The following is a 778-nucleotide window of genomic DNA, read 5'->3' as shown; positions in this document are numbered from 1 at the left end:
CTGCGGATAGGAAGGTTTTAGAATCACTACGTCAACCTGGGGTGACATTGAACCGTCAGGGTTTATCAACCGTCCTTTCGTTCGGACTTGGTAGGCAGGCGGTAGCCAATCTCTAAATAAAGTTGCCCAATTTTCCTCACCTTCATCACCAGCGGTGCCAGGATCCGCAGCAGCTTTAGCATATATCCTATTGTATTCAGACATCATTTCTTCTGTTATTTGATCCATAAAAACGTGCAAATCGTGTTTATTTTCTTTGGACATACCGCCCCCTTAAAATATTTGAACATCTTTATTTCAAAGATGTGGTGTTCATATAAATCATTTTTTTCTTAATGCTGGTCTCACGGCAACTCATCCCCTTCATCCGGCTCATTCCCCACCCCAAGCCGAGCCAGTATCGCAAGAGCCTTCTCCGGGTCTCCCCGACGCGCTCTGTCAGCGAAATAGGTCTGCGCTTCGTAAGCTGCGGATACCATCTCACTCAATGCCTGTTCAGCCGGGATACCGCGCATCTTCGCAATGGCCTCAGCCTTCCGAACAGTAGCTGTATCGGTAATATGAAGAGCCGTCATCGCGTCATTCCCCTCACCTGCTGAAGCGCTTCACCCGGCTTCAAAACCCGAATGCCGTACCTCAAAGCCCCATCGCCAAAATCAGCGATATTCTCCGTTACAATCGCATCCGCACGACCGTTCACGGCAGCTTCTAGAACCATATCGTCACCGGCGTCTTTCGTTGATGGCCGGGTCAAAAACCATATTACCACCTCATCGAC

Annotated in this window: 3 protein-coding genes; all 3 read right to left on the bottom strand. The window is 49.1% G+C overall.

Annotated elements, in window-relative coordinates; genetic code table 11:
- The coding region (locus VZ95_RS24580) for a DUF6602 domain-containing protein (RefSeq protein ID WP_198148432.1) at positions 1 to 264 on the bottom strand (264 nt) is incomplete at its 3' end.
- Between the two features lie 80 nt (positions 265 to 344).
- The gene (locus tag VZ95_RS19865; protein ID WP_045777407.1) at positions 345 to 575 is read right to left on the bottom strand and encodes a hypothetical protein; all 231 of its coding nucleotides are present in this window, start codon (positions 573 to 575) and stop codon (positions 345 to 347) included.
- Positions 572 to 778 (bottom strand): PIN domain-containing protein (locus tag VZ95_RS27645; RefSeq protein WP_045777406.1); only part of this gene is annotated, 207 nt, incomplete at its 5' end. The genes VZ95_RS27645 and VZ95_RS19865, both read right to left, overlap by 4 nt.

The sequence above is a fragment of the Elstera litoralis genome, assembly GCF_000963705.1.
Taxonomy (GTDB): domain Bacteria; phylum Pseudomonadota; class Alphaproteobacteria; order Elsterales; family Elsteraceae; genus Elstera; species Elstera litoralis.
Note: the sequence above shows the minus strand (reverse complement) of the source record. Positions and strands in the feature narration are given on the sequence as shown.

What these genes read in the sequence shown, in the direction of transcription:
- VZ95_RS19865 (WP_045777407.1), bottom strand. Translation starts at nt 575, where the DNA reads ATGACGGCTCTTCATATTACCGATACAGCTACTGTTCGGAAGGCTGAG.